Source organism: Ottowia beijingensis (genome assembly GCF_013423955.1).
Lineage (GTDB): Bacteria > Pseudomonadota > Gammaproteobacteria > Burkholderiales > Burkholderiaceae_C > Ottowia > Ottowia beijingensis.
The window spans coordinates 133,864-159,653 of record NZ_JACCKX010000001.1 but is presented as its reverse complement, the minus strand read 5'-3'; the positions used below and the strand labels follow the sequence as shown (position 1 = coordinate 159,653).

The following is a 25,790-nucleotide window of genomic DNA, read 5'->3' as shown; positions in this document are numbered from 1 at the left end:
GCCTTCAGCGCTTGTGCAGCAAGCGCGAGAAGCTATTTATAAGATAGCAAAAACCGCACGATCAACAGGAGCACAAGACCCATGTCCACCGTCAATTCTGCTGGCGATGCCGGCCTGGACCCGCGCGTAAAGGCCGTGTTCGACGACATCCGCGCCACGCGCGGCACGGACTTCATCAACAACTTCTGGCGCTACCTGGCGTTCGACCCGGCGCTGCTGGAGTCGACCTGGGCCGAGGTCAACCGCGTCATGGCCACGCCCTCCGGGCTCGATCCGCTGACCAAGGAGATGATCTACATCGCCGTGTCGGTGGCCAATGGCTGCGGCTACTGCGTGCATTCGCACACCGGCGCTGCGCGAGCCAAGGGCATGACGGCGGCGCAGCACGCCGAGCTGCTGACCATCGTCGGGCTGGCGGCCAAGACCAACCACCTGGTCACGGCGCTGCAGGTGCCCGTGGATGCGGTGTTCGACCAGGATGCCGCCCCGCGAAGCTGACATCGTCGACGTTTTCACGCCAGCGGCGCCCTTGTCGTCATCGATTCGGCGCCAGGCGCTATAAAGTCGGATGGATTCCGCATCGCCGTGCCCCCAGCGCGGACGACGTTGCGGCCCGCGTCTGCCATGTCCACCGCCAGCATTCACAGTCCCCTGATCAAGCGTGCCCGGCAGGAAGTCGTCTTCCTGTCGTCGTCGCTGTTCGACCGCTGCATCGGGGCCACCATCGAGGCCCTGGAAGATGCCGAGCGCAAGTCGCGCGCCATCGGCGTGCGCATGGAGCTGGGCGAGGCCTGGGCCGCGCTGTCGAAGCACCGGGCCGAGCTGCGCGGCGCGTTTCCTGCGCGGCTGGATACCGCCATGGCGCTGGCGCTGGACACCGCCCGCCACGCTGCGGTCGCGCCGACGCGCCAGATCCTGTCGGAGGACGACCTGGCGCTGGTCGAGGATGCCGAGGTCTCCCGCTTCGTCGAAGCCTCGCGCCTGCAGCAGACGGTGATGCCGGTGGTCGAGGAGTCGCTGGCCCTGCTCGATTCGCTGATGAGTTCGGCGCTGGGTCTGCCCGTGGTGCGGGCCGACCTGAACCCACTGCGCCCCGACGTGGCCTGCACAGCGGTGATGGAACTGCTGGACACGCTGCCCGAGCCGCCCGAGGTGCGCGCACACTGGGTGCGCCACATGGCCAGGCCGTTGGCCCAAGAGCTGAAGAAGCTCTACGAGAGCGTGAACAAGCTGCTGGCGGAGCAGGGCGTTGAAGAAGCGCGTTACCGCCTGAAGCTGACCGAGGGCGGCGTCCTGCCGCCCGGCACGGCGGGCGCGGCCCCGCTGCCGGTTCAGGACAGGGTGGCGGCGCTGGCAGTGGCGGCTGGGGTGGTGGCGGCTGGGGCGGTGGTGCGGCGGCCGAGGGCGGGGCACTGCCCTCCGAGGCCGAGCAGTTGCAGCAGCGGCGCACGCTGTTCCCGCGCATGGACGACCTGGCGCAGGCCAGGCCTGCGGTGTCGCATGCGCTGATGCGCGATTTCCTGTACCGCCCGCAGTGGGTGGCCGAAAACGACGAGCCGCTGCCGCCCGCCTATTACGACGCCGTGCAGGCACAGTCTGCCGCCTTGCGGCAGGCGCCGGTGGACCAGTACGACGAGGCCGCCGCGGCGCGCACCCGCGCGCGGGCGCGGGCCCTGAGCGTGGTCGACCGGCCGGCGCGCCCGGTGTCGCTGGACCAGCCGCTGCCGCCCCAGGAATGGGGTGAGGCCGCTTCGCCCCAGGCGCGCACGCACACGCTGATGGGGCTGAAGGCGCAGGCCACGCACATCCGGCAGGCGCTGGGGCTGGATGCCGTGCGCACGCTGGTGCAGCAGGTGGCCGACGACCAGCGCGTGCTGGCGCCGGTGCGCGAAGCCTTTGTCGCCCTGGAGCCGGCGCTGCTGCGCATGGCCATGGCCGACCCGCGCTTCTTCGGCGACGACCACCATCCCGCGCGGCGCCTGATCGAGGGCGTGGCGCAGCGCAGCTTCCGCTACAACGACGAATACGCCGAGGAGTTCGAGCAGTTCATGGCGCCGGTGCGCCAGGCCGTGCGCGAGCTGAACGCCGAGCCCGAGGCTTCGGCCGAAGCCTTCGCCACCCGCCTGCAGGCCATCGAGTCGGACTGGCAGCGCCAGGACGAGGCCGACAAGCAGGCGCACGAGCCGGGTCTGCGCTCGATGCACTTCGCGCAGGAGCGCCAGGCGCTGGCCGACAAGATCGCCTGGGAGTTCAGCCTGCGCTCCGACCTGGAGGGCGTGCCCGGCGTGGTGGCCGACTTCCTGTTCCAGGACTGGTCGCTGGTGATCGCGCACGCGCAGCTGACCGACGAACGTGGTCAGCTCGACCCCGGCGGTTACCTGGCGGTGGTGAGCGACCTGCTCTGGAGTGTCAAGCGCGAGGCCGCGCTGAAGCAGCCGGCGCGCCTGTTCCAGGTGGTGCCCGGCCTGGTGCAGACCCTGCGGCGCGGCCTGGAAATGCTGGGCAAGGAGCCCGAGGAAACCGCCACCTTCTTCGACGCGCTGATGCGCTACCACGATCCGGTGCTGCGCCTGCGCCGCCTGCGCAGCGCGCGCGACGCCGAGGCGTTGGGCTTCGCGTCCCTCGGCGACGAATCCGGCCTGATGCCGCTGGAGACCGAAGCCGCGCCGCTGGAGCGGCCCAAACCCCGCGCCGCCGAACAGCCCTGGCTGGGCCGCCACGAGCTGCAGGCGGCCGGCTTCCACGACGAGGCCGATTCAGGGCCGGCGCCATTGACCGAGCACGCCGCACAGCAGCCAGGGCCGATGGCGGCTGCAGACACCGATCTCGGTGTTCTGACGGCGCCCGCCGCGCTTGCCGCGCCTGACCCATCCGACCAGCCCTTCGTGCCGCTCGATCAGCCTGCCGAACCGCAGCCCGTCGCCCAGATGCCGGCAACGGCGGCCGAAAGCACCGAGGACATCGAGGCCCGCACCCGCGCCACCCTGGCGCGCCTGCGCGTGGGCGACTGGGTCGACCTGAAAGTGCGTGGCCATTGGCGCCGCGCGCAGCTTCAGTGGACCAGCGACAACGGCACGCTGTTCATGTTCATCAGCCGCGGCGGTCGGCCGCACAGCATGACGCAGCGCACCTGCGAAAAACTGATCCGCAACCGCCACCTGCGCCCGGTCGACGCCAGCGCGGTGGTCGACAAGGCGCTTCGCCAGTTGGGCGACGAGGCCCGCCAGACGCGCGAAGCAGCGCTGGCCTGACATTGATTGCTTCAATTTCGATAGCTGCTCGCGCCCGCTGGTAGGGCGATGAACGCGGTTTTCATGCTCAAGTGCGGTGGGTGCAGGCCACCGTCAGGCACGCTACCATGCCGCCATGACCTCGCCACCCCACACCCTTGAAGCCGAAACCGGCCCCGATCCCGTCGCCAGCATCATCGTCATGCACGGCCTGGGCGCCGATGGCAGCGACTTCGCACCCTTCGTCGACGAGATCGACCTGCGCCCCATCGGCCCGGTGCGCTGGCTGTTCCCAACGCGCCGCAGCAGCCGGTGACCATCAACGGCGGCTACGTCATGCCGGCCTGGTTCGACATTCGCCACGACCGCGGCGACGAGGACGAAGCCGGCCTGCGCCGCTCGCAGGCCGCCATCGAGGCCTTGCTGGCGCACGAGAAGGCGCGCGGCATGCCGGCGCACCGCATCGTGCTGGGCGGCTTCTCGCAAGGCTGCGCGATGGCGCTGCTGACCGGGCTGCGCCACACCGAGCGCCTGGCCGGCATCGTCGGCATGAGCGGCTACCTGCCGCTGGCCGGCACGCTGGCGGCCGAGCGCAGCGCCGCCAACGCCGACGTGCCCATCTTCCTGGCCCACGGCACGCAGGACGAGATGGTGGCGCTGCCGCGCGCCACCGCGTCGCGCGATGCGCTGCAGGCGCTGGGCTACGGTGTGGATTGGCATGCGTACCCGATGGGGCATTCGGTCTGCATGGAGGAGGTGGGCGATCTGCGGGGCTGGCTATTGAACGTGTTGGCGCCCTAGTGATTGCCGGGGAACCGTTGATTCGAGTTGACCTCTCCATGCATGCGCCAGTCCAAGTGAAGATCGTTATCGCATGGCTTGCGTTTGACGTTGTTCTTATCTGGCTGGGTGTGAGTTGTGCATCCGTTGGCGTCGTTCACTGGGCAGGAGGAGCGCTGATCGGTGTGGCTGTCTGCTGGCTTTATTGGGCACGGTCGGGCCTTCGACTGCCACCGTACGAGGCCTTCGATTCCGATCTTTGGCCATGGCTTGCCCTTGCGCCAGCCAACTGGCTCGTTGGTGGGGTGCTATCGAGTGCTTGTTAGCTCTCGGCAGGCAGGCCGAGCGACTGGCGGCGATGCCGTCCGACATACATGACTGTCGTATCGGCCCAAGATGGCTGGCAATGCAAACTCTCTGGAAATACCTCAAGCCACAATGGCGGCTGGCCTTGCTGGCGCTGCTGCTGGCCGCCATCAGCCAGGTGCTGGCGCTGGTCGATCCCATCATCTTCGGCAAGCTGATCGACGAGGTGGCCACGCAACGCGGCAGCCGGCCCAACGACGAACTGGTGCGCACCGCGCTGCTGCTGCTGGCGCTGGCGGTGGGCGTGGCGCTGGCTTCGCGCGCGGCGCGGGCGCTGCAGGACTACACCGTGCGCCGCGTGGTGCAGCGCTTCGGCACGCAGATCTTCAACGACGGCCTGCGCCAGACCATGCGCCTGAACTTTCAGGAGTATGAAGACGCGCGCAGCGGCGAAACCCTGGCGCTGCTGATGCGCGTGCGGCAGGACACCGAGCGCTTCATCAACGCCTTCATCAACGTGCTGTTCGCCTCGCTGATCGGCATGACCTTTCTGCTGTGGTACGCGGTGACCAAGACCTGGCTGCTGGTGCCCGTGTTCCTGATCGGGCTGGTGCTGCTGGGCGGGTTGTCGGGCCTGCTCAGCCGGCAGATCCGCAGCCAGCAGCGCAGCATCAACCGCGAGACGACCAAGAACGCCGGCTTCATCACCGAGAGCCTGCGCAACGTGGTGCTGATCAAGAGCCTGGGCCTGACGTTCCGCGAAATCCGCCGCATGCACGCCAAGACCGAGGAGATTTTTGCGCTGGAGATGGCCAAGGTGCGGCGCATCCGCTGGCTGAGCTTTCTGCAGGGCAGCACGCTCAGCCTGCTCAAGCTGAGCGTGCTGTTCACGCTGCTGTGGCTGATCTTCCGCGACGTGCTGACCACGGGCGAACTGATCGCCATGCAGTTCATCTCGGTCGCCATCCTGGCGCCGCTGCAGGAGCTGGGCACCATCATCCTGGCCTGGCGCGAGGCCTCGTCGTCGCTCGCCAACTTCGAGGAGCTGATGGCCAAGCCGGTGGAAAAGCGCCCGCCCGACGCTGTGCCGCTGGGGCCGATCGAGTCGCTGCGGCTGGACGACGTGGTGTTCCGCCACCGCGGCGCGACCGAGAACTCGATCGACGGCGTGAGCTTTGCCGCGCGGCGTGGCGACACGCTGGCCTTCGTCGGGCCGTCCGGCTCGGGCAAGTCGACGCTGGTCAAGCTGCTGCTGGGCCTGTACCAACCCGACAGCGGCGCCGTGCTGTTCAACGACATCGACGCGCGCCGCCTGCGCTACAACGAGGCGCGGCGCCAGGTCGGCTACGTGACGCAGGAGCCCACGCTGTTCGCCGGCACGGTGCGCGAGAACATGCAGTTCGTGCGGCCCGACGCGACGGATGAGCAGATCATGACCGCGCTGCAGCAGGCGCAGGCCGCGGCACTGATTGCCAAGCTGCCCCAGGGGCTGGACACGCTGGTGGGCGAGTCGGGCTACAAGCTGTCGGGCGGCGAGCGCCAGCGCTTGTCGATTGCCCGCGCGCTGCTGCGCGAGCCGCGCCTGCTGATCTTCGACGAGGCGACGTCGGCGCTCGATTCACTGACCGAGCAGCAGGTGACGGAGACGGTGCGCGAGATTTCGCAGCAGGCCACGCAGATCAGCATCCTGATCGCGCACCGGCTGTCGACGGTGATGCACGCTGATGTGATCCACGTGCTGGAGCGCGGCCGCATCGTGGAGAGCGGCAGCCACGACGAACTGGTGGCGCAGCGCGGCCTGTACTACGCCATGTGGCGCCAGCAGATCGGCGAGCGCGAGAGCGGGGCGGAGATCGAGAGAAGAAGCCAGGCGGCCCGCCAGGGCACGCCGGATGAGCGTGACGAGCTATCGCTGGTGTAGCGCGGGGCGTTGACGGTGGCGTCGGCGGCGCCTTGGGTTACTATGTTTTCAATAGTGGCTTGCGCTTGCTGGTCAATAGTTTCAAGAGAAATTCATCTGAAATCAAGGCGTGGCAAGCGCAGGCAGCTATTGTTTCAGGTGCATCAACGCACCAGCCCTGCTCGCGCAGCAGCCTGAAGCCGCCCAGCACGTGGCGCGACTGCGGCGTGTTGTAGTTGCGGTAGGCCACGCGCGCATACAGCGGCCAGCTGTGCCACGAGCCGCCGCGGCGCACGCGCACGTCGCCGCTGGCCGGGCCTTGCGGATCGACGCCGGGCGAGTGCGCGTAGTAGGCCTCGTCGTACCAGTCGGCCACCCACTCCCACACGTTGCCCACCATGTCGTACAGCCCGAACGCGTTGGGCGCGAAGCTGCCCACCGGCGCGGTGAAGGCATGGCCGTCGCTGCCGGTGCCGGCCTGCTCGCGCCAGCGCGGCCAGCGCAGCGCGGCTTCGCGGTCGAAGGTGTTGGCAGTCCGCAGCAGCACATCGGGGTCGTCGCCGGCCGGAAAGCGCGTCCGCGTGCCGCCGCGCGCGGCGTACTCCCACTCGGCCTCGGTCGGCAGGCGGTAGGTAACGCCTTCGCGCTCGCCCAGCCATTTCGCCATGGCCGTGGCGTCGTTCCAGGTGACGTTGATCACCGGGTGGCTGTCGGTCTGCGTGAAGCCCGGGTTGGCCCAGGAGTAGCCGGGGTTGCGGCCTTCGAACAGGTCGGCGCGCTCGGTGTGGGCGGGGTCGTAATTGGGGTAGAAGCCGTAGCCGCCGCTGCCATCGCGCACCGATTCGGGCACGTAGCCGCTGGCCGCCACGAACTGGCGGAACTGGCCCACCGTGACTTCGTGCGCGCCGAGCCAGAAGTCGCGCGTGATGCGCACGCGGTGCACCGGGCGCTCGTCCACCAGCTCGGCCAGGCGCTCGGGGTCGGCGTGCGGGAAGGCCTGGGCCAGCGCCTGGGGCGATTCGTCGCTGCCCATCATGAACTCGCCCGCCGGGATGCGCACGAAGCGCATGCCGATGCCGTCGCTGAACGCCGCCGATGCCGCTTGGCGCGCGATGGGCGGCGCCAGCTGAGGCGACGGTGCGGCACAGGCGGCCAGCAGCAACGCGGCGGCCAGGGGCATCAGGCGGTCGCGCCAGGGGCGCGGGGTCGGGCAGGAAATCAGCGACATGGCGCGATGCTGTCAGTGGGCCTGCGTGGTGTCAACGCGGGCGGTCAAGGGGCGGGGCTTCAGGCGTCCAGAAACAACGCCGGATCGACGGAGGCGCGGTTCAGCACCACCGTCCAGTGCAGGTGCGGGCCGGTCACGCGGCCGGTGGCGCCCACGGCGCCCAGGCGCTGGCCGGTGGCCAGGCGCTCGCCCACCTGGCAGTCGATGCGGCTCAGGTGGCACATCATCGACAGCAGGCCGCCGCCGTGGTCGAGCCACACCGTGTGGCCGTTGAAGAAGTAGTCGCCGGTGTCGATCACCGTGCCGGGCAGCGGCGCCACCACCGGCGTGCCGGTGGGCGCGGCGATGTCCATGCCGCTGTGCGGGTTGCGCGGCTGGCCGTTGAAGAAGCGGCGCAACCCGAACGAGCTGGAACGCCGCCCGCTGCAAGGCTGCTGCATGCGCAAGCCGCCGGCGGGCGGGGCGCTGAAGGTGGCGATCACGCCCTGCTGGTGCGCGCGCTCGCGCTCGTGCCGTGCCAGGTCTTCGGGTGCCAGGTCGACGGTGCGGGGCGACACCTTCAGGTGCTGCTCGGTGTAGCGCTTTGGGGTGATGGTGTAGGCGATGTCGCGCTCGCCTTCGGTGCCCCGCGCGCGAATGTGCGCCTCGCCCGGCGTGGCCGCCAGCGGGATGCCCACCAGCGCCGTCCAGACGATGGGATCGCCCAGCACCAGCAGCGGCGCATCACCGGCAAAGGCCTGTGGGCGGGCAGGCGCCGGGCCGAGATCGATGCGCGCCACGCCACCGGGCACGGCGGCAGCGCGCGGAAACAGCTCGGGCGCACCACGCTCCTGCGCGCGCAGCGCGCCTGCGGCGGCCGAGCCCGCGGCGGCCAGAAGCAAGGTGCGGCGCGATAGCGGCTGGCGCCTGGTCGGGTACTGGGTTGAAAACTGCATGGTTGGTCCCGGTGTGATCTGCGCTGACAGCTATGAATCATATAGCGAGCGGGAACGGCGCCCAAGCGGCCGCTCTGGCCCTGAACGGCGTGCAGGACGTCGAAAACGCCCGGTATCCCCCATACAGGGGTGTTCAAGCAGAGTGCACTTGACGTGTGTCAAGACGTTTCTGGCGCCGCGCGCGGAAAATCGACCCACTTCAATGATTAGCACCAAGGTACACAGCATGGCGAACCTTAGTTGGACCCCGATCTGGATACCGGCATTGCCGAAATCGACAACCAGCACCGCCGCATCGTCGATTACATCAACCGGCTGAACGAGTTGCGCCACACGCCCGATCGCGCTGGCGTGAGCGAGGTGATCGCCGAGATGGTCGACTACACGATGTCGCATTTCGCGTTCGAGGAAAGCCTGATGGAAAACGCGGGCTACCTGTTCTCGGGCCCGCATAAGAAGGTGCACGACCTGTTCGTGCGCCGCGTGGCCGAGATGCAGAGCCGCTTCGACGCCGGCGAGGACGTGACGGAGGAGTTGCACCGCATGCTGTCGCGCTGGCTGTTCAACCACATCCGCAACGAGGACCACGGCTACATCGATTCGGCCAAGGCCTACCTGCGCATGACCGCTGCCGGTCAGCAGTCGGAGCGCGAGCAACTTAAGGCCCAGGTGCTGCGCGAACTGGCGGCGCAGCAGCAGGCCAAGAAGGGCTGGCTGGCGCGCGTGCTGGGGCTTTGAGCCTGCTTCGCATCAAGGCAGGGTGTGCGATGCCGCCTGCAGCCCGCTGGCAAAGTGCGCCCGCACCGCGGCGCTGGCGGCGGCGCCGTCGCGCTGGCCCAGCGCCTGCATGATGGCCGCGTGCTCGGCCAGCGACTGGTCGATGCGCCCGCGCTGGAACAGCGAGGCATGGCGGTTCAGCTTCATCACCTTGCGCAGGTCGGTCACCATCTGCGCGCGCCAGCGGTTGCCGTCCAGTTCCAGCAGGCGCAGGTGAAAGCGTTCGTTGAGCGAGAAGAAGCGCTCCTGCTCGCCCAGTGCGCCCGCCAGCTCGGCGTGCAGCGTCTGCAGCTCCGCCAGCTGTTCCGGCGTGGCCGTGCGGGCCACAGCGTCGGCCGCGTCCGCCTCCAGCAGCGCCAGCAGGTGGTACACATCGGTCAGGTCCTTCTCGGACACCTCGGTCACGTAGGCCCCGCGCCGCACCTTCATGGTCACCAGGCCCTCGGCGGCCAACACCTTCAGTGCCTCGCGCAGCGGCGTGCGGCTGATGCCCAGTTCCTCAGCGATCTTCATCTCGTCGATCCAGTCGCCCGGCGCCAGCTCGCGGCTGAAGATGCGCTGGCGCAGGCGCTCGGCCACCTCTTCGTAGAGGGCGCGCGGGGCGAGGCGGGCGTTGGTCGACATGGCCGGGGAGAAAAATTTTGCGCGATTGTAAGGCCGGCAAGAGAATTTGAATTAATAATTACAGCCTTCGGTGTCGCGCCACGATTGGGCGGCAAATCGCCCATGGGTGGCGGTGAGGGCGACAATCAGCCCATCGTCGGCGCCGGGCCGCCGCCGTGCCGAACACCGATCGTCCGAAAGAGAAGCAGAGCCATGAGCACCAAACCCCCATCGTTCCAAACCTCCACCCTGGCCGACTGGCACAAGGCTGCGCAGAAATCGGCGCCGAATGGCGACGTGGCGGCACTCAACTGGCTCACGCCCGATGGCATCAGCGTCAAGCCGCTGTACACGGCCGAGGACACCAAGGATCTGCCCTACGCCAACACGCTGCCGGGTTTCGAGCCCTTCATTCGCGGACCGCAGGCCACCATGTACGCGGGTCGGCCGTGGACGATCCGCCAGTACGCGGGTTTCTCCACCGCCGAGGAGTCCAACGCCTTCTACCGCAAGGCGCTGGCTGCGGGTGGGCAGGGTGTCAGCGTGGCGTTCGACCTGGCCACGCACCGTGGCTACGACAGCGACCACCCGCGCGTGACGGGCGACGTGGGCAAGGCCGGCGTGGCCATCGACAGCGTGGAAGACATGAAGATCCTGTTCGACGGCATTCCGCTGGACAAGGTCAGCGTGTCGATGACGATGAACGGCGCCGTGCTGCCCATCCTGGCGGGCTACGTGGTGGCGGCGGAAGAGCAGGGCGTGAAGCAGGAGCAACTCGCGGGCACGATCCAGAACGACATCCTCAAGGAGTTCATGGTTCGCAACACCTACATCTACCCGCCCGAGCCCAGCATGCGCATCATCGGCGACATCATCGAGTACACGGCGCAGCACATGCCCAAGTTCAACTCGATCAGCATCAGCGGCTATCACATGCAGGAGGCCGGCGCCAACCAGGCGCTGGAGATGGCCTTCACCCTGGCCGACGGCAAGGAGTATGTGAAGACCGCCATCGCCAAGGGCATGGACGTGGATGCGTTCGCCGGCCGCCTGTCGTTCTTCTGGGCGGTGGGCATGAACTTCTATCTGGAGATCGCCAAGATGCGCGCCGCACGCCTGCTGTGGTGCCGCATCATGAAAGAGTTCAACCCCAAGAACCCGAAGTCGCTGATGCTGCGCACGCACAGCCAGACCAGCGGCTGGAGCCTGACCGAGCAGGACCCGTACAACAACGTGGTGCGCACCACCATCGAGGCCATGGCGGCGGTGTTCGGCGGCACGCAGAGCCTGCACACCAACGCGCTCGACGAAGCCATTGCGCTGCCGACCGAGTTCAGCGCCCGCATCGCGCGTAACACGCAACTCATCATCCAGGAGGAGACGCACATCACCAACGTGGTCGATCCCTGGGCCGGTAGCTACATGATGGAAAGCCTGACCCAGCAGATGGCCGACGCCGCGTGGAAAATCATCGAGGAGGTCGATGCCATGGGCGGCATGACCAAGGCGGTGGATTCGGGCTGGGCCAAGCTGAAGATCGAGGCCGCCGCCGCCGAGAAGCAGGCGCGCATCGACTCGGGGCGCGACGTGATCGTCGGCGTCAACAAGTACAAGCTGGACAAGGAAGACCCAGTCGAGATTCTGGAGGTGGACAACGTGAAGGTGCGCGAATCGCAGATCGCCCGCCTTCAGGATATCAAGCAAAAACGCGATGCAACCCAGGTGCAGAAAGCGCTGGCAGCTATCACGAAGATAGCTGAAGGCGGCCAGGGCAACCTGCTTGCCGCCGCCATCGACGCCATCCGCGCCCGCGCCACGGTGGGCGAAGTGAGCGATGCGATGGAACAAGTCTTCGGGCGCCACCGCGCCGATACGCAAAAGGTGACCGGTGTGTACGCAGCCGCTTACGACTCGGCCGAGGGCTGGGACAAACTGAAAGCAGAAATCGCCGCCTTCGCCGAAGAAGAAGGCCGCCGCCCCCGCGTGATGATCGCCAAGCTGGGTCAGGACGGCCACGACCGCGGCGCCAAGGTGGTGGCCACGGCCTTCGCCGACCTGGGGTTCGATGTCGACATCGGCAGCCTGTTCCAGACGCCGGAAGAGTGCGCGCGCCAGGCGGTCGAGAACGACGTGCACGCCGTCGGTGTCAGCACGCTGGCCGCCGGCCACAAGACGCTGGTGCCCGCCATCCTGGCCGAGCTGAAGAAGCAGGGCGCCGACGACATCATCGTGTTCGTCGGCGGCGTGATTCCACGCCAGGACTACGACTTCCTGTTTGAAGCGGGCGTGAAGGGCATCTACGGCCCTGGCACGCCGATCCCGGCCAGTGCCAAGGATGTGCTGGAGCAGATCAGGAAGGCGAAAACCTGAGGTTGTGATACAGTAATACCGTATTCATTTTCCTTCGGAGCACATCATGGCCGTCTCTGTTCGCATGGATCCCTTGCTCGAAAAGCAACTGGAGCTTGCCGCTCAGCGCAAGGGCGTGACCAAGTCGCAGTTCATCATCGACGCGGTGGAGCGGGCCTTGGGCCACAAGAACCCGTACGACCTGATGCTGCAGGTGCAGGCCGAAGCGCAGCACGTTGCGCGCGAGCCCGCGCCGCCTTCCTTGCTGGCGGCGGATACCTCCTGTCCGAGCAGTTGCGCGACAAGCTGGCTGCCCGCCATGAAGCCGCGCGCAGCGACTGGGAGGCTTTCCAGGCCGCCAGGCGGCGTGGCGAGCGCTGGCCGCCGGCCGATGACCAGGAAGCCGCGTCTTGAAAATCGCGCTGCTTGACGCCGGTCCGCTGGTGGCCCTGTACGACCGATCATCGTTTGCCCACGCGCACTACGTGCACCTGCTGGCCGACCGGCGCATCGACTGGCGCCTGTGCACGACCTGGCCTTGCGTGGTCGAGGCGTGCAACTTTCTGCGCGCCGACACGCGGGCCCAGATGCTGCGCTGGCTGGAGCGGGGCGGCGCGTCGGTGTTCCCGTTCGACCAGGGGCACCTGGGTGAGATGGTGGAGTCGATGCAGCGCTACACCGAGCTTCCCCGCACCGACATGGACTTTGCCGACGCCAGCCTGGTGTGGCTGGCATCGGAGACCGGCGTCACCGCGGTGATGACGCTGGACGTGCGCGACTTCTCGCGCTATCGCCTGTCGAACGGGCAGGCTTTCGAGCTGTTGTGAGTGCACGCCGTGGCCACGCCTGCTGATCTGCTCCAACCCATCGTCGCCGGCACGCCGCCGGCCCAGCGCCGCGCCATCGCCAAGGCCATCACCCTGCTCGAATCGACCCGCGCCGACCACCGCGCGCAGGGCGACGAGTTGCTGACCGCGCTGCTGCCGCACACCGGCAACAGCCTGCGCCTCGGCATCAGCGGCGTGCCGGGCGTGGGCAAGAGCACGTTCATCGAGTCGCTGGGCGTCCATCTGATCGAGCGCGGCCACCGGGTGGCGGTGCTGGCCATCGATCCCTCGTCCACGGTGTCGGGCGGCTCCATCCTGGGCGACAAGACGCGCATGGAGCGCCTGTCGACATTGGAGCGCGCTTACATCCGCCCCAGCCCCAGCAGCGGCACCCTGGGCGGCGTGGCCGAAAAGACGCGCGAGGCCATGCTGGTGTGCGAGGCCGCCGGCTACGACGTGGTGCTGATCGAAACCGTGGGCGTGGGCCAGAGCGAAACCGCCGTGAGCGGCATGAGCGACATGTTCGTGCTGCTGCAACTGCCCAACGCCGGCGACGATCTGCAGGCCATCAAGAAGGGCGTGATGGAACTGGCCGACCTGGTGGTCATCAACAAGGCCGACATCGACCCCGCCGCCGCTACGCGCGCGCGGGCGCAGATTCAGTCGGCGCTGCGGCTGTTCGGCTTTCACGGCAATCCCGAGCGCAGCGCGCACGCGCCGGGTGTGGCGCATGGCCATGGTGACGTGCACGAGCCCGCACCCACCCGCTGGCAGCCCAGGGTGCTGCAGATCAGCGGCCTGAAGGGCGAGGGGCTGGATGCGTTCTGGCACGCCGTGACCGAATTCAAGGCCATGCAGACGGCCAATGGCCGCCTGGCCGAGCGGCGCCGGCAGCAGTCGCTGGCGTGGATGTGGGAGCGCATCGACGCCGGGCTGAAAACCGCCTTCCGCCAGCATGCCGGTGTGCGCGACGCGCTCCCGGCGACCACGCAGGCCGTGGCCGATGGGCAACTGCCGCCGTCCACCGCCGCGCGCCGCCTGCTGGACATGGCCGGCCTGGGGCCGCGCACGTGATGACCATGGCCCTGTCTCCGCAAGACCTGCACCGCATCGCGCAGTCGCGCGGCTGGCGCGACGGGCGTGTCGAGGTGTTCGACACCGCGTCCGGCAAGGTCACCGTCAAGGGCCTGCGTGCCACCCGCCACGCGGCGCGCTACCACCTGCTGAACGGGGTGGCGCGCCTGCTGGGCCTGCCTTTCCTGCAGGCCGCGCCCATGCCGGGCGGCCGGCAGGCGCAGCAGACCGAGGTGGCCCGCCTGCGTGCCCTGCACGGGGTGGGTGCGCGCGTGCCCGAGGTGCTGCATGTCGACGAGGACCACTTCGTGATGCGCTGGCTCGGCCAGGACCATCTGGGCGACGTGATCCAGTCGCACCACCCGCAGGCCGCGGCCCTGTGGCGCGAGGCGGGTGATGCCTTGGTGCGCCTGCACGCCGCAGGCCAGTACCTGAGCCAGGGCTTTGCGCGCAACATGATCGTGGACGGCGCGCCCGCGGCGCCCGCCTGGCCGGGCTGATCGACTTCGAGGACGACCCGCTGCAGGTGATGAGCCTGCCCGATGCGCAGGTACGCGATTGGCTCACCTACCTGCACAGCACGCTGTGGATGCTGCCCATGCCCGAGGCCGAGGCGGACGCGCGCATCGACGCCTGGATGGCCGCCGAAAGCCCGGCCGTGCGTGCGCGCTACCTGCAGGCCTGCCGCCGCATGAGCTGGCTGCGCTTTCTGCCTAGGCACCGGCGCTTTGGCCGCGACACGCTTTCGCTGCAGGCCGCCGCCGCCGCCGCCCACCGTTATCTCCAGCGCCATACCGGCGCACCCACATCAGATTGAAAACTTCAGCAAGAGAAGAGCACCCATGAAACAGATCCTGGAACAACTCGAACAAAAGCGCGCCGCCGCGCCTGGGCGGCGGCCAGAAGCGCATCGACGCCCAGCACGGCAAGGGCAAGCTCACCGCGCGCGAGCGCATCGAGGTGCTGCTCGATGCCGGCAGCTTCGAAGAGTGGGACATGTTCGTCGAGCACCGCTGTGCCGACTTCGGCATGGACCAGACGCACATCCCCGGTGACGGCGTGGTCATTGGCTACGGCACCATCAACGGCCGCCTGGTGTTCGTCTTCAGCCAGGACTTCACCGTGTTCGGCGGCGCCTTGAGCGAAGCGCACGCCGAGAAGATCTGCAAGGTGATGGACCAGGCCATGAAGGTCGGCGCGCCGGTGATCGGCCTCAACGACTCGGGCGGCGCGCGCATTCAAGAGGGCGTGGCCTCGCTCGGCGGCTATGCCGAGGTGTTCCAGCGCAACGTGATGGCCTCGGGCGTCATCCCGCAGATCAGCATGATCATGGGCCCGTGCGCCGGTGGCGCCGTGTATTCACCGGCCATGACCGACTTCATCTTCATGGTGAAGGACACCAGCTACATGTTCGTCACCGGCCCCGAGGTGGTGAAGACCGTCACGCACGAGAGTGTGACGTCCGAGGAACTGGGCGGCGCGCTGACGCACACCACGCGCAGCGGCGTGGCCGACCTGGCGTTCGAGAACGATGTCGAGGCGCTGTTGATGCTGCGGCGCTTCTTCAACTACATCCCCGCCAGCAACCGCGAGAAGGCGCCTTACCGGCCGACGCAGGACGCCGCCGACCGCGCCGACATGAGCCTGGACACCCTGGTGCCCGACAACCCGAACCTGCCGTACGACATCAAGGAAGCCATCACCAAGACCGTGGACGACGGCGAGTTCTTCGAGCTGCAGCCCGACTACGCCGCCAACATCGTCATCGGCATGGCGCGCATGGACGGGCAGGTGGTCGGCATCGTGGCCAACCAGCCGTTGGTGCTGGCCGGCTGCCTCGACATCAAGAGCAGCATCAAGGCGGCGCGCTTCGTGCGCTTCTGCGACGCGTTCAACATCCCCGTCATCACCTTCGTCGACGTGCCCGGCTTCATGCCCGGCACCGCGCAGGAATACGGCGGCATCATCAAGCACGGCGCCAAGCTGCTCTATGCCTACGCCGAATGCACCGTGCCCAAGATCACCGTCATCACGCGCAAGGCCTATGGCGGCGCCTACGACGTGATGTCATCGAAGCATCTGCGCGGCGACGTCAACCTGGCCTGGCCCAACGCCGAGATCGCGGTGATGGGCGCCAAGGGCGCGGTCGAGATCATCTTCCGCGAAGAGAAGAAAGACCCCGAAAAACTCGCCGCGCGCGAGGCCGAATACAAGGCCCGCTTCGCCAACCCCTTCGTCGCCGGCGCGCGTGGCTTCATCGACGACGTGATCCAGCCGCACGAAACCCGCAAGCGCATCTGCCGCAGCCTGGCGATGCTCAAGGACAAGAAGCTGGAAAACCCGTGGCGCAAGCATGGGAACATTCCGCTCTGATTTTGGGAGCTGGTTGCGCCATGACCATGCCGCCGAGCATGCAATTCGCCTCAAGGTGGATGCGTGGCTCGCCGTGTTGATGCTGGGCGGCGGCGTGCTGGCGCTGCTGGCGGTGGCGCCAGCCATCGGGGAGTTTTGCGCGCTCAGCCGGCGCCGCGCAACTGCTGGGCGTGGCGGCCGTGCTGTTGCTGTCGCTGCTGCTGCCGGCCTGGCTGCTGCTGGGCACCCGCTACAGCTTGACCGACGACGCACTGAAGGTTCGGGCTGGCCCTTTCAGGTGGACGGTGCCGCTGGCGGAAATCTCCAGCGTCCGGCCCTCGCGCAGCATCCTGTCGGCCCCGGCGCTGTCGCTCGACCGCATCCAGATCGACTACGGCGCCAGGCGCATCCTGATTTCACCGCGTGAGCGGCAGCGCTTTGTGGACGAGTTGCGCCAGCGCTGCCCGAAGGCCCGCATCACCGGGTTCTGACCAAGATAAAAGAAAGCTAGGAAACACATCATGTTCACCAAAATCCTGATTGCCAACCGTGGTGAGATAGCTTGCCGCGTCATTGCCACCGCCAAGAAAATGGGCATCGCCACGGTGGCGGTGTATTCCGACGCCGACAAGGACGCGCGCTTCGTGCAGATGGCCGACGAGGCCGTTCGCCTGGGCCCGCCGCCGTCGCGCGAGTCCTATCTGTTGGGCGACAAGATCATCGAAGCGGCCAAGGAGACCGGCGCGCAGGCAATTCATCCAGGCTACGGTTTCCTGAGCGAGAACGAAGCCTTTGCCAAGGCGTGTGAAGACAACGGCATTGCCTTCATCGGCCCCAAGGCGCACAGCATCGCGGCGATGGGCGACAAGATCGCGTCGAAGAAGCTGGCCGACGAGGCCAAGGTCAGCACCATCCCCGGCTACAACGACGCCATCGAGACGCCCGAGAAGGCGGTGGACATCGCCAAGGGCATCGGTTACCCGGTGATGATCAAGGCATCGGCTGGCGGCGGCGGCAAGGGCCTGCGTGTGGCCTTCAATGACAAGGAAGCGCACGAAGGCTTCACCAGTTGCCGCAACGAGGCGCGCAACAGCTTCGGTGACGACCGCGTGTTCATCGAGAAGTTCGTCGAGCAGCCGCGCCACATCGAGATCCAGGTGCTGGGCGACAGCTTTGGCAACGTGGTGTATCTGAACGAGCGAGAATGCTCCATCCAGCGCCGGCACCAGAAGGTGATTGAAGAGGCGCCGTCGCCCTTCATCAGCGACGCCACGCGCAAGGCCATGGGCGAGCAGGCCGTGGCGCTGGCCAAGGCGGTGAAGTACCAGAGCGCGGGCACGGTGGAGTTCGTGGTCGGCAAGGACCAGGACTTCTACTTCCTGGAGATGAACACGCGCCTGCAGGTGGAGCACCCAGTGACGGAGTTGATCACCGGGCTCGATCTGGTCGAGCAGATGATCCGCGTGGCCGCGGGCGAGAAGCTCGCCTTCACGCAGGCCGACGTGCAGAAGATCGGCTGGGCCATCGAGTGCCGCATCAACGCCGAAGACCCGTTCCGCAACTTCCTGCCGTCCACCGGCCGGCTGGTGCGCTTCGAGCCGCCGGCGCAGAACCTGTTCCAGGGCCAGGCGACGACGGATGTCGGCGTGCGTGTCGACACCGGCGTGATCGACGGCGGCGAGATTCCGATGCACTACGACTCGATGATCGCCAAGCTCATCGTGCACGGCACCGATCGCAACGACGCCATTGCCCGCATGCGCGAGGCGCTGAACGGCTTCGTCATCAAGGGCGTGCAGAGCAACATCCCGTTCCAGGCGGCGCTGCTGGCGCACCCGAAGTTCGTGGCGGGCGATTTCAACACCGGTTTCATTGCCGAGCACTACGCCGATGGCTTCCGCGCCGAGGACGTGCCGCACGACGACCCGTACTTCCTGGTGGCGCTGGCCGCGCGCCTGCACATGTGGTACCGCAACCGCGCGCAGGGGCTGCAGGGGCAGTTCTGGGAAGGCTTCAAGCGCCTGCCCAAGCGCGAGTTCACCGTCTGCACGCTGGGCAAGGAGGGTGACAACCAGTATGTCGACGTGAGCTGGGCGAAGTGGCGCTGAACCATTCCAGCGTCGTTACCGTGCACGCGCCCGAGGGCGATCGCGAATACGACCTGCATGTGGAGCACATGCTGGGAGACACGCGCCTGTCGGGCACCGCCAACGGCCAGCCGTTCACGGTGCAGATGGAGCGCGGCCACACCAAGAACCCGCTGGTGACGCGCGTGATCCACAACGGCACGCAGCTCGACGCCATCGTGATGCACCCGCGCACGGCCGAACTGCACCGGCTGATGCCCTACAAGGCGCCGCCCGACATGAGCAAGTACGTGCTCTCGCCCATGCCCGGCCTGCTGGTGCAGGTGGCGGTGCAGCCGGGGCAGGAGGTGAAGGCCGGCGAGCGCGTGGCCGTGATCGAGGCCATGAAGATGGAGAACGTGCTGTTCGCCAGCGCCGACGGCGTGGTCAAGGAAGTCAAGGCGCAGCAGGGCGACAGTCTGGCGGTGGACCAGGCGATCGTGGAGTTCGAATAAACGCCGCGCCGCCACGGCCGCATGAGCAGTGACGAGCATCCGCTGCTGCGCTCCTGCGTGGCGGCGATCGCCGGTCCATCGGCCAGGCCGATGCGGCGGTGCGTGCGGCCCTCGAGGGTGCGGCATGTGCCGAAGTGCTGTGGCAGGGTTTGCTCGGGCCGGCCGAGCCGGTGGTGCGCATGCGCTGCGCCGATGCGCTGGAGAAGTTCAGCCGCCTGCAGCCAGCTTTCATTGATGCGCGCCGCGCGGCCTTGCTGCAATTGGCGCAAACGCCCCAGCCCAAGGAGGTGCGCTGGCACCTGATGCAGATGCTGCCGCGCGTCAATTGGTCGCCACTGGAATGCGCGCGCGTTCTGGCGGCCATCCGGTCGGCGCTGCGCGATGGCAGCGCCATCGTCCAGGTGAACGCCTTGCAGGCGCTGCACGAGTTGGCGTCGCGCGGCGAGCCGTTTGCAAGCGCTTCGGGCGAGGCGCTGCGGGTGGCACTTGGGGCGTCGCAGGCCTCGGTACGGGCGCGGGCGGCCAGGCTGGCGGGTTCGTGACGTGCCCGCCGTGCAAGGCGGCCGTGATTGCAATCCCGTGGGGTCGGCGTACGATATAACAATCGTTATAACGTTTTTCTGCTGAGGCCGCCATGTCCACTTCCGTCGCGCTCAAAGTCACCCAGATCGGCAACTCGGTCGGCGTCATCCTGCCCAAGGAAGTGCTGGCGCGGCTGAAGGTGGGCAAGGGCGATTCGCTCTTCGTCACCGACCTGCCCGATGGCGTGGCCTTGCGCCCTTACGATGCCGAGTTCGCCGAGGCGATGGAGGCGGCGCGCGAGATCATGAAGGAATATCGCGACGTGCTGCGCGAACTGGCCAAATGACCGCCGCCAACGCGGCCTGGCGCTGGTTGCCGCGCGAGGTACTGATTGCGGTGCACGAGGAGCAGCTGGCCGAGCACGGCGGCGCTGCTGGTCTGCGTGATGAGGGCTTGTTTGACTCCGCGCTGGCGCGCCCCGGCAACTGGCGAATTACGGCGAACCGGATGTGGCCGACCTGGCGGCTGCCTACGCCTTTGGCCTGGTGCGCAACCACCCGTTCATCGACGGCAACAAGCGCACCGGTTTCGTGGCGGCACAGCTTTTTCTGCGTCTTAACGGCCATCGCATCCAGGCGCCGCATGTGGACTGCGTGTTGACCACCTTGTCGCTGGCCGCCAGCGACATCGACGAAGCCGCCTTCGCCGACTGGCTGCGCCGTCACCTCCAGCGGCTGTGATGCGCGCGATGCACGTGCTCAAGCTCCCCATCCACGCCACGCCCGGCGCCAAGCGCACCGAGGCCGCCGGCGCGCACGGCGATGCGCTGCGCGTGCGGCTGGGTGCGCCGCCGGTGGATGGCAAGGCCAACGCGGCGCTGATCGACTGGGCGGCCGCCGCCTTCGGTGTGCCGAAGAAGCAGGTCGAGCTGCTGCACGGCGCGGCGGGGCGGCAGAAGGTGCTGGGCCTGCACTTTGCCGATGCGGCGGCACTGGCGGCGGCGCGGGCGCAGGTGGCGCGCTGGATGGCGGGCGGCGCGCAGGCTGGGGCGTGAGCATGTGGCCTGTGAGTGGCACGCAAGGCCCTTCCAGACAGGGGTGACCTTGGAAATTTTTTGACATTGAAAAAGGCTTTCGCGCCCGATTGGCGGGCGCAAGCAGCTCTTTTTAATGACCGCAATGTGGCGCCAAATAGCTATCGCCCGTTTTGAGGTTTTTTGCCTGTTCGCTGCGCTCAGCGGCCGGATCGCTGCGCACGGGCACGCGTGGTGCGCGGCGCTGCCGCTGGCACGCAAGCATCCAACCGGCGCCTCGCCGCATGAATTGACCACCCCATGCTGACCCCGCCCGACGCTCTCACGCCGACGCTCTCACCGGGCGCCGGCCTGTCCCGCCGCCGTTTCAGCCATCAACTGCTGGCCGGCGGCGCGGCGGCCGTGGGCATGCCTGCCGGGGCGCAGCGGGCACCCGCGGCGGCACCCGCCGTGGCCGATCAGGTGGCGTGGCCAGCCGCGCCCGCTCCGCTGGCGGCGCAGCACCGGCGCGCCTTCACCGGCCTGGCGGCGCGCATCGACCAGCAACTGCCCGACGTGCAAAGCCTGGCCGTGCTGCACCGCGGCCACCTGGCGTTCGAGCATTACCGTGCCGGCATCACCGCCGCCACCCTGCAGGACACCCAGTCCGTGACCAAGAGCGTGCTGGCCCTGCTGTTCGGCTGTGCCATGGCCGACGGGCACGTGCGCGGCCCGCAGGAGCTGGTGGCCATGCGCCTGCCGCAGCTGCTGCGCGTGGGCGCCGACGCGCGCGTGCAGCGCCTGCGCTTCGAGCACCTGCTGACCATGACCGCCGGCTGGCCCGCCGAGCAGACCGCCCAGCGCGACCGCGACGACGACCTGCGCCAGCTGGCCCGCCGCCCCTTCGTGGCCGAGCCCGGCACCCGCTTTGCCTACGACAACGGCGCCGCCAACCTGCTGGCGCTGGCCCTGGCCAACGCCGTGCGGCGGCCCCTGGCCGATTACGCGCGCGAGCGCCTGTTCGCGCCGCTCGGCATTCACGCCTTCAACTGGCGGCGCGGCGCGCAGGGCCATGCGCTGGGCGCGCTCGGCCTGTCGTTGACCCCGCGTGCCATGCTGCGGCTGGGCGAGCTGGCCCTGGCCGAAGGCCGCTGGCAGGGCCGGGCGCTGGTGCCGGCCGACTTCGTGCGCCAGGCCACCGAGCGGCGCAATGCCGGCGGCGCGCCGCTGTTCGCGGCCTACGGCTACCTGTGGTGGGTGGCCGCCACCGCACCCAGCCGCCGCGCCGAGCGCCGCACCGCCATGGCCAACGGCTACGGCGGGCAGTGGATCTACGTCTACCCGCCGCTCGATCTGGTGGTGGCCGCCACCTCGCGCCGCACGCCCGAGAGCATGGCGCGCGGCCAGGCGCTGACGCTGATCCGGCGCGACGTGCTGCCCGCGCTGCAGGGCCTGCGCTGAGCATGCGCCACGCCCTCGTCACCGCCGCGTTGGCGCCGCTGCTGCTGTGGCAGGGGCGCCATGTGCGCCGCGTCACCCCGCGCCTGCCCGAGGCCGCCGGGCCGCGCGCCGGCACCACCGGCCACGGCCCGCCGCTGCGTCTGCTGGTACTGGGCGATTCGGCAGCGGCCGGCGTGGGCGTGGCGCGGCAGAGCGAGGCCCTGACGGGCTGCCTGCTGGCCGAGCTGGCGCCGCACCACACGCTGCACTGGCGCCTGCTGGCGCACATCGGCGACGACCTGGCGCAGACTGCGCAGCGCCTGCCAGCGCTGGCCGCCGAGCGCTTCGACGTGGCCGTGCTGTCGATCGGCGTCAACGACGTCACCGGCCGCACGCCGCCGGCGCGCTGGGCGCGTGCCTACGCCGATCTGCTGGCGCAGCTGCGGCGCGACCACGGCGTGCGCCTGAGCGTGCTCACGCCGGTGCCGCCCATGCACCTGTTCCCGGCGCTGCCGCAGCCGCTGCGCTGGACCCTGGGGCAGGGCGCGCGGCGCCTGAACCATGCGCTGGCCACGCTGGCGCAGCGCACACCGGGCTGCGCGCTGCTGGCCGCGCCGTTCCCGCTGGACGACCCTGGCCTGATGGCGCCCGACGGCTTTCACCCCGGCGCGCGCGCCAATCTGCTGTGGGCGCAGGCGGCCGCGGCGGCCATCCGTCGTTACCATCAGGCTTCCCATGACCGTACGCCTGCCACGCCATGACTGCACTGCTGATTGATTCGAACACCTGCCTGCTCATCGTCGACGCGCAATACGGCTTCATGCCCGGCGGCGGCCTGCCGGTGGCGGGCGGCGATGCCATCGTGCCCGTCATCAACCGCATCGCGCCGCGCTTTGCCAACATCGTGCTCACGCAGGACTGGCACCCGGCCGACCACGTGTCGTTCGCCATCAATCACCCCGGCAAGCAGCCGTACGAGACCATCACACTGCCCTATGGCGAGCAGGTGCTGTGGCCCAAGCACTGCGTGCAGGGCACGCCCGATGCCGCGCTGCACGCCGAGCTGCAGGTGGCGCACGCGCAACTCATCATCCGCAAGGGCTTCCACCAGCACGTGGACAGCTACTCCGCCTTCGTCGAGGCCGACCGCCGCACCAGCACCGGCCTGGCCGCCTACCTGCAGGCGCGCGGCATCCAGCATCTGTACTTGTGCGGGCTGGCCACCGACTATTGCGTGGCCTGGAGCGCGCTGGACGCCCGCGCCGCCGGTTTCGAGGCCACGGTGATCGAGGACGCCTGCCGCGCCATCGACCTGAACGGCTCGCTGGCCAAGGCCTGGGCCGACATGGCGGCGGCGGGCGTGGAGCGGATCACGTCCGACCAGATTTGAACCAAATCGGCCGCCAGCGCTTGATGGACAAGCGCTGGGAGCTATCGAATCATGAGCAATTCAAGGAGCATTGCATGACCCGTCCCTTCAAAGTCCTCGGCGTTCAACAGATCGCCATTGGCGGCCCCGACAAGCAGCGCCTGCAGACGCTGTGGGTCGACATGTTCGGGCTGGAGAAGACCGGCACCTTCAAGAGCGAGCGCGAGAACGTGGACGAGGACATCTGCGCCATCGGCAGCGGGCCGTTCAAGGTCGAGGTGGATCTGATGCAGCCGCTGGACCCTGAGAAGAAGCCTGCGGTGCATGCGACGCCGCTCAATCACATCGGGCTGTGGATCGACGATCTGCCGAAGGCGGTGGAGTGGTTGACGGCGCAGGGCGTGCGCTTTGCGCCGGGGGTATCCGCAAGGGGGCGGCGGGGTTCGACATCACCTTTCTGCATCCGAAGGCGAATGAGGAGTTTCCCATCGCGGGCGAGGGCGTGCTGATTGAGTTGGTGCAGGCGCCGGCGGAGGTGATCGAGGCGTTTGCGGCGTTGTCTGGGGGTGAGTTGTTGCTGGGGCTGGATGCGCTGCTGGCCGGGATGTGCGCCCGGCGGCGCAGTCACTTTCTTTTGTCTCGCCAAAAAAGTAACCAAAGAAAAGGCGACCCCACTGGCCGTGTCCCCTGCGCTTCGCTTCGGGGCAACCTGCGATGCTCGGGCGCGGGGCGGCGCTGCGGAACTCGCTTCGCGCTTGCGCGCTCCGCTCAGACAACCGCAGCGAGTCAGAGCACGAAGCGCGGCATGCTGCGCGGCCGCGCCCGCCCCACGCCCTGCGCTTCTCGGCACGGCCAGAGGAGGGAAGCCCATACGGGCCATCGCTGCGCTCGGCCTTGGTTTCGTCAGGCCGCTGCTTCGCGCGGCGTGCCTCTTGCTCCCTCTCCCGCTGGCGGGAGAGGGCTGGGGTGAGGGTAAAAGATTCAAAAACAATAGCTGCTTGCGCTCGCCCATTGTGGGTTTCAAGTAATTTCGTCTTAAAACCCTTTACAGTCAAGCGCAACCCACTATCAAAATGTGACTTGCCGCCCCGAAAGCCGCCTCAAAGCTGCGACTTGATCGGCAGCACGAAGCGCTCGATCAGCTTTTCCTTCAGCGGGCGCTTTTCCCAGATCTCGTAGGTGTAGCGCTTGGTGTGCTTCAGGTCGTCCTCGAACACGCGCGTCATCTTCTCGGCGAAGGGGCGGTCGTAGACGTTCAGGCTGGCCTCGTCGTTCAGGCGGAACGAGCGCACGTCGAAGTTGGTCGAGCCCACCGACACCATCTCCCGGTCGATGATGAGCAGCTTGTTGTGCATCATCGTCGGCAGGTATTCGTGGATCTCCACGCCGGCCTGCAGCAGCGGGCCCCATTCGGCCTTGGAGGCCAGGCGCACGGTGTCGGAGTCGATGTGCTCGCCCGGCACCAGCACGCGCACCTTCACGCCACGTTGCCGCGCGGCGATCAGCGCCTTGTGAATCAATTCATCGGGCACGAAGTACGAGGCCTGCAGGTCGATCGACTGCTCGGCCGCGGCAATGCCCATCAGGTACATCAGATGCATGCTCTCGCTGCCGCCTGCGGGCGAGGCGATGAACAGGTGCGCGTCCATGTGGCCCACGCGCTGCAGCGGCGGAAAGTAGCCCTCGCCATTCAACACCTCGCCCGTGGCCTTGATCCAGTTGTCGTTGAACGCGGCCTGGAACTGCGCCACCGCCGGGCCTTCGAGCTGGAAGTGCATGTCGCGCCAATGGTCGGGGTCCTGCGCGTTGCCGGTCCATTGCTCGGCCACGCCCACCCCGCCGGTGAAGGCGATGCTACCGTCCACCACCAGCAGCTTGCGGTGGGTGCGGTTGTTCATGCGGCCGAGGTTGTACCAGTGCAGGGGCGGTAGCGCTCCACCTGCGCGCCGGCGTCCTTCATCAGGTCGATGAGTTCGGCTTCCATCTTCAGGCTGCCCACCCAGTCGAGCAGCACCGACACCTTCACGCCAGCCTTGGCGCGCTCGGCCAGTGCCTCGGCCAGTTCCTTGCCGATGTCGCCCGACCAGTAGATGTAGGTCTCGAAGGTGATGGTCTTCTGCGCCGCGCGGATGGCGCCCAGCATAGCGGGGAAGATCTCGTCGCCGTTCTGCAAATCGAGCACGCGGTTGCCGCCGACGATGGCGGGGCCGAGCATCACGCTCATCTCGCGCCGGTACTGCGGGTCGCTGATGGCGTAGTGGTGCTCGATCTTGCGGTCGAGCTTCTTCTCGGGCGTGGCGAAGTTCATCGCCAGCACCACGGCCAGCACGGTCACAAGCGCGGTGATGGCAATCGTCCAGAACATCTTCTTTTGTCGTGATCGTGGCATGGGCCGGGGCAGGGCGGGGGTGCCGCTGCAGTCTAGAAGCCCGGCCGCGCCGCCGGCGTAGGACGCCGGCTTCACCGTGTGACGGCTGCCACAGCCCCGCGAGCCGGGGGCGCGGC

General features: G+C 68.1%; 21 protein-coding genes and 6 pseudogenes. 23 read left to right on the top strand and 4 right to left on the bottom strand.

The window, feature by feature from the left end; translation table 11 throughout:
- Positions 1 to 81 precede the first annotated feature (81 nt).
- The 5 genes and pseudogenes from H0I39_RS00815 to H0I39_RS00795 all read left to right on the top strand — a co-directional run bounded on the left by H0I39_RS00815 (position 82) and on the right by H0I39_RS00795 (position 6,237).
- Positions 82 to 498 (top strand): carboxymuconolactone decarboxylase family protein, encoded by a 417-nt coding sequence (locus tag H0I39_RS00815; protein ID WP_180549237.1) that lies wholly within the window; start codon positions 82 to 84, stop codon positions 496 to 498.
- Positions 499 to 624: 126 nt separating this feature from the next.
- Positions 625 to 1,509, top strand: coding sequence for a DUF1631 family protein (locus H0I39_RS00810; protein ID WP_180549236.1), 885 nt, complete (start codon positions 625 to 627; stop codon positions 1,507 to 1,509).
- The gene (locus H0I39_RS00805) at positions 1,434 to 3,251 is read left to right on the top strand and encodes a DUF1631 family protein (RefSeq protein WP_180549235.1); all 1,818 of its coding nucleotides are present in this window, start codon (positions 1,434 to 1,436) and stop codon (positions 3,249 to 3,251) included. The genes H0I39_RS00810 and H0I39_RS00805 overlap by 76 nt, the downstream gene beginning before the upstream one ends.
- A 115-nt stretch (positions 3,252 to 3,366) precedes the next feature.
- Positions 3,367 to 4,031 (top strand): annotated as a pseudogene (locus H0I39_RS00800) (alpha/beta hydrolase).
- 385 nt (positions 4,032 to 4,416) lie between these two features.
- Positions 4,417 to 6,237 (top strand): ABC transporter ATP-binding protein, encoded by a 1,821-nt coding sequence (locus tag H0I39_RS00795; RefSeq protein ID WP_180549234.1) that lies wholly within the window; start codon positions 4,417 to 4,419, stop codon positions 6,235 to 6,237.
- Between the two features lie 40 nt (positions 6,238 to 6,277).
- On the opposite strand, the gene H0I39_RS00790 is transcribed toward H0I39_RS00795, so the two are convergent.
- The gene (locus tag H0I39_RS00790; RefSeq protein ID WP_373368242.1) at positions 6,278 to 7,444 is read right to left on the bottom strand and encodes a formylglycine-generating enzyme family protein; all 1,167 of its coding nucleotides are present in this window, start codon (positions 7,442 to 7,444) and stop codon (positions 6,278 to 6,280) included.
- A 59-nt stretch (positions 7,445 to 7,503) separates the two neighbouring features.
- Entirely contained in the window at positions 7,504 to 8,379 is an 876-nt protein-coding gene (locus H0I39_RS00785; protein ID WP_180549233.1) for a peptidoglycan DD-metalloendopeptidase family protein, read from the bottom strand.
- 240 nt (positions 8,380 to 8,619) lie between these two features.
- Between H0I39_RS00785 and H0I39_RS00780 the strand changes: the two genes are divergently transcribed.
- Positions 8,620 to 9,117: a bacteriohemerythrin gene (locus H0I39_RS00780; RefSeq protein ID WP_257645537.1), complete on the top strand. Its 498-nt coding sequence runs from the start codon at positions 8,620 to 8,622 to the stop codon at positions 9,115 to 9,117.
- 12 nt (positions 9,118 to 9,129) lie between these two features.
- On the opposite strand, the gene H0I39_RS00775 is transcribed toward H0I39_RS00780, so the two are convergent.
- A complete protein-coding gene (locus tag H0I39_RS00775) occupies positions 9,130 to 9,780 on the bottom strand; it encodes a GntR family transcriptional regulator (protein WP_180549232.1) in 651 nt (216 codons plus the stop codon).
- Between the two features lie 192 nt (positions 9,781 to 9,972).
- On the opposite strand from H0I39_RS00775, the gene scpA reads away from it, so the two are divergent.
- The 17 genes and pseudogenes from scpA to H0I39_RS00690 all read left to right on the top strand — a co-directional run.
- Entirely contained in the window at positions 9,973 to 12,129 is a 2,157-nt protein-coding gene (gene scpA / locus H0I39_RS00770; RefSeq protein ID WP_180549231.1) for a methylmalonyl-CoA mutase, read from the top strand.
- A 46-nt stretch (positions 12,130 to 12,175) separates the two neighbouring features.
- Positions 12,176 to 12,538 (top strand): YlcI/YnfO family protein, encoded by a 363-nt coding sequence (locus H0I39_RS00765; RefSeq protein WP_180549230.1) that lies wholly within the window; start codon positions 12,176 to 12,178, stop codon positions 12,536 to 12,538.
- Entirely contained in the window at positions 12,519 to 12,935 is a 417-nt protein-coding gene (locus H0I39_RS00760) for a type II toxin-antitoxin system VapC family toxin (protein ID WP_180549229.1), read from the top strand. The genes H0I39_RS00765 and H0I39_RS00760 overlap by 20 nt, the downstream gene beginning before the upstream one ends.
- 9 nt (positions 12,936 to 12,944) lie before the next feature.
- Positions 12,945 to 14,009 carry a methylmalonyl Co-A mutase-associated GTPase MeaB gene (gene meaB / locus H0I39_RS00755; RefSeq protein ID WP_180549228.1) on the top strand — a complete coding sequence of 355 codons (1,065 nt, stop codon included), beginning with the start codon at positions 12,945 to 12,947 and terminating at the stop codon, positions 14,007 to 14,009.
- A 5-nt stretch (positions 14,010 to 14,014) separates the two neighbouring features.
- Positions 14,015 to 14,509 (top strand): phosphotransferase, encoded by a 495-nt coding sequence (locus tag H0I39_RS00750; protein WP_180549227.1) that lies wholly within the window; start codon positions 14,015 to 14,017, stop codon positions 14,507 to 14,509.
- A gap of 29 nt (positions 14,510 to 14,538) precedes the next feature.
- The gene (locus tag H0I39_RS00745) at positions 14,539 to 14,826 is read left to right on the top strand and encodes a hypothetical protein (protein ID WP_180549226.1); all 288 of its coding nucleotides are present in this window, start codon (positions 14,539 to 14,541) and stop codon (positions 14,824 to 14,826) included.
- A 25-nt stretch (positions 14,827 to 14,851) separates the two neighbouring features.
- A pseudogene (locus H0I39_RS00740) lies at positions 14,852 to 16,382 on the top strand (acyl-CoA carboxylase subunit beta).
- Between the two features lie 170 nt (positions 16,383 to 16,552).
- Positions 16,553 to 16,852, top strand: coding sequence for a PH domain-containing protein (locus H0I39_RS21260; RefSeq protein WP_308645729.1), 300 nt, complete (start codon positions 16,553 to 16,555; stop codon positions 16,850 to 16,852).
- Positions 16,853 to 16,882: 30 nt separating this feature from the next.
- Positions 16,883 to 18,942 (top strand): annotated as a pseudogene (locus H0I39_RS00730) (acetyl-CoA carboxylase biotin carboxylase subunit).
- Positions 18,943 to 19,040: 98 nt separating this feature from the next.
- Positions 19,041 to 19,484, top strand: coding sequence for a hypothetical protein (locus H0I39_RS00725; RefSeq protein ID WP_180549225.1), 444 nt, complete (start codon positions 19,041 to 19,043; stop codon positions 19,482 to 19,484).
- A 92-nt stretch (positions 19,485 to 19,576) separates the two neighbouring features.
- Positions 19,577 to 19,810, top strand: a complete 234-nt coding sequence (locus tag H0I39_RS00720; protein ID WP_180549224.1) for an AbrB/MazE/SpoVT family DNA-binding domain-containing protein — start codon at positions 19,577 to 19,579, stop codon at positions 19,808 to 19,810.
- A pseudogene (locus tag H0I39_RS00715) lies at positions 19,807 to 20,204 on the top strand (type II toxin-antitoxin system death-on-curing family toxin). Before H0I39_RS00720 ends, H0I39_RS00715 begins: the two are co-directional and overlap by 4 nt.
- Positions 20,204 to 20,518: a DUF167 domain-containing protein gene (locus H0I39_RS00710; protein ID WP_180549223.1), complete on the top strand. Its 315-nt coding sequence runs from the start codon at positions 20,204 to 20,206 to the stop codon at positions 20,516 to 20,518. Before H0I39_RS00715 ends, H0I39_RS00710 begins: the two are co-directional and overlap by 1 nt.
- Positions 20,519 to 20,797: 279 nt before the next feature.
- The gene (locus H0I39_RS00705; protein WP_180549222.1) at positions 20,798 to 21,937 is read left to right on the top strand and encodes a serine hydrolase domain-containing protein; all 1,140 of its coding nucleotides are present in this window, start codon (positions 20,798 to 20,800) and stop codon (positions 21,935 to 21,937) included.
- A 2-nt stretch (positions 21,938 to 21,939) separates the two neighbouring features.
- Positions 21,940 to 22,677 carry an SGNH/GDSL hydrolase family protein gene (locus tag H0I39_RS00700; protein WP_180549221.1) on the top strand — a complete coding sequence of 246 codons (738 nt, stop codon included), beginning with the start codon at positions 21,940 to 21,942 and terminating at the stop codon, positions 22,675 to 22,677.
- Positions 22,674 to 23,306 carry a bifunctional nicotinamidase/pyrazinamidase gene (gene pncA, locus H0I39_RS00695; RefSeq protein WP_180549220.1) on the top strand — a complete coding sequence of 211 codons (633 nt, stop codon included), beginning with the start codon at positions 22,674 to 22,676 and terminating at the stop codon, positions 23,304 to 23,306. Before H0I39_RS00700 ends, pncA begins: the two co-directional genes overlap by 4 nt.
- Positions 23,307 to 23,380: 74 nt before the next feature.
- Positions 23,381 to 23,847: pseudogene (locus H0I39_RS00690) on the top strand (VOC family protein); the annotation flags it as partial.
- Positions 23,848 to 24,385: 538 nt separating this feature from the next.
- Here H0I39_RS00690 and H0I39_RS00685 read toward each other — a convergent pair.
- A pseudogene (locus tag H0I39_RS00685) lies at positions 24,386 to 25,650 on the bottom strand (phospholipase D-like domain-containing protein).
- Positions 25,651 to 25,790: the final 140 nt, after the last annotated feature.

Coding starts and splice junctions, on each gene's coding strand:
- H0I39_RS00815 (WP_180549237.1), top strand. CDS start 82: ATGTCCACCGTCAATTCTGCTGGCGATGCCGGCCTGGACCCGCGCGTA.
- H0I39_RS00810 (WP_180549236.1), top strand. CDS start 625: ATGTCCACCGCCAGCATTCACAGTCCCCTGATCAAGCGTGCCCGGCAG.
- H0I39_RS00795 (WP_180549234.1), top strand. CDS start 4,417: ATGCAAACTCTCTGGAAATACCTCAAGCCACAATGGCGGCTGGCCTTG.
- H0I39_RS00790 (WP_373368242.1), bottom strand. CDS start 7,444: ATGTCGCTGATTTCCTGCCCGACCCCGCGCCCCTGGCGCGACCGCCTG.
- H0I39_RS00785 (WP_180549233.1), bottom strand. CDS start 8,379: ATGCAGTTTTCAACCCAGTACCCGACCAGGCGCCAGCCGCTATCGCGC.
- H0I39_RS00775 (WP_180549232.1), bottom strand. CDS start 9,780: ATGTCGACCAACGCCCGCCTCGCCCCGCGCGCCCTCTACGAAGAGGTG.
- scpA (WP_180549231.1), top strand. CDS start 9,973: ATGAGCACCAAACCCCCATCGTTCCAAACCTCCACCCTGGCCGACTGG.
- H0I39_RS00765 (WP_180549230.1), top strand. CDS start 12,176: ATGGCCGTCTCTGTTCGCATGGATCCCTTGCTCGAAAAGCAACTGGAG.
- H0I39_RS00750 (WP_180549227.1), top strand. CDS start 14,015: ATGGCCCTGTCTCCGCAAGACCTGCACCGCATCGCGCAGTCGCGCGGC.
- H0I39_RS00745 (WP_180549226.1), top strand. CDS start 14,539: ATGAGCCTGCCCGATGCGCAGGTACGCGATTGGCTCACCTACCTGCAC.
- H0I39_RS00720 (WP_180549224.1), top strand. CDS start 19,577: ATGTCCACTTCCGTCGCGCTCAAAGTCACCCAGATCGGCAACTCGGTC.
- H0I39_RS00710 (WP_180549223.1), top strand. CDS start 20,204: ATGCGCGCGATGCACGTGCTCAAGCTCCCCATCCACGCCACGCCCGGC.
- H0I39_RS00705 (WP_180549222.1), top strand. CDS start 20,798: ATGCTGACCCCGCCCGACGCTCTCACGCCGACGCTCTCACCGGGCGCC.
- H0I39_RS00700 (WP_180549221.1), top strand. CDS start 21,940: ATGCGCCACGCCCTCGTCACCGCCGCGTTGGCGCCGCTGCTGCTGTGG.
- pncA (WP_180549220.1), top strand. CDS start 22,674: ATGACTGCACTGCTGATTGATTCGAACACCTGCCTGCTCATCGTCGAC.